Genomic DNA, 1,212 nt, shown 5'->3' on the forward strand with positions numbered 1-1,212 from the left:
CCCTCACCCCGACCCTCTCCCGCAAGGGGAGAGGGAGCAGGAGAAGAAGGTGCTGGCCTCGCCCGCCGTTCGCGCCCGCGCGCAGGATCTGGGCGTCGACCTCGCCAGCGTGAAGCCCGCCGAGGGCGACCGCGTTCGCCATTCCGACCTCGACGCGTTCCTGCGTTACGGCTCGGGCCAGGGCTATACCCCCGCGCGTGCCCCCCGCGCGGACGAAGCGGTGCGCGTCATCGGGATGCGTCGTCGCATCGCCGAGAACATGGCCGCGTCCAAACGCGCCATCCCGCACTTCACCTATGTCGAGGAAATCGACGTCACCGCGCTGGAGGAGACGCGCGCGCAGTTGAACGCCGGGCGGGGCAACCGGCCCAAGCTGACCATGCTGCCGCTCTTGATCGTCGCGATCTGCAAGACCCTGCCCGACTTCCCGATGCTCCACGCGCGCTATGATGACGAGGCGGGCGTGGTGAATCGTTCGGGTGCGGTGCACATGGGCATGGCGACCCAGACCCCGGCGGGGCTGATGGTGCCGGTGATCCGCAACGCCGAAAGCCGCAACGTCTGGCAGCTGGCGACCGAGATCGGCCGCCTCGCCGAAGCCGCCCGCGCGGGCAGCATCGCCAGCACCGACATGGGCGGCGGCACGATCACCCTGACCTCGCTCGGGCCGCTGGGCGGGATCGCGACGACGCCGGTCATCAACCGGCCCGAGGTCGCGATCATCGGCCCCAACCGCATCGTCGAGCGCCCCGTCTTCCGCGCCGACGGGCGCGGCGGCGAGACGATCGCGCGGGCCAAGCTGATGAACCTGTCGATCAGCTGCGACCACCGCGTCGTCGATGGCTATGATGCGGCGAGCTATGTCCAGGCGTTGAAGCGGTTGCTGGAAACGCCGGTGATGCTGTTCGCGGATTGAGGGTGGCGCTGGGCGAGGGCGTGGCGACGATCCCGGATATCGACGCGGCGTGCCAGCTGGGGCTGAACCACCCGATGGGCCCGCTGACGCTCGCCGATTTCATCGGGCTGGACACCTGCTTGGAGATCACCCGCGTGCTGTTCGAGGGGACGGGCGACCCCAAGTTCCGCCCCGCCCCGCTGCTCATCAAATATGTCGAGGCGGGCTGGTACGGCCGCAAGACCAAGCGCGGCTTTTATGATTACACCGGCGCGGAACCCGTGCCGACGCGGTAAACTTCAAATCCTCCCCATCTT

The 1,212-nt window shown here is 68.7% G+C and carries 1 protein-coding gene and 1 pseudogene; both read left to right on the forward strand.

Going from position 1 to position 1,212, the window contains the following annotated elements; translation table 11 throughout:
* A partial coding sequence (locus U1700_RS14925; protein ID WP_332753467.1) for a dihydrolipoamide acetyltransferase family protein occupies window positions 1-916 on the forward strand: 916 nt, incomplete at its 5' end.
* A 5-nt stretch (window positions 917-921) separates the two neighbouring features.
* A pseudogene (locus U1700_RS14930) lies at window positions 922-1,191 on the forward strand (3-hydroxyacyl-CoA dehydrogenase family protein); the annotation flags it as partial.
* Between the last annotated feature and the right edge of the window lie 21 nt (window positions 1,192-1,212).

The sequence above is a fragment of the Sphingomonas sp. RB1R13 genome (genome assembly GCF_036663775.1).
Taxonomy (GTDB): domain Bacteria; phylum Pseudomonadota; class Alphaproteobacteria; order Sphingomonadales; family Sphingomonadaceae; genus Sphingomicrobium.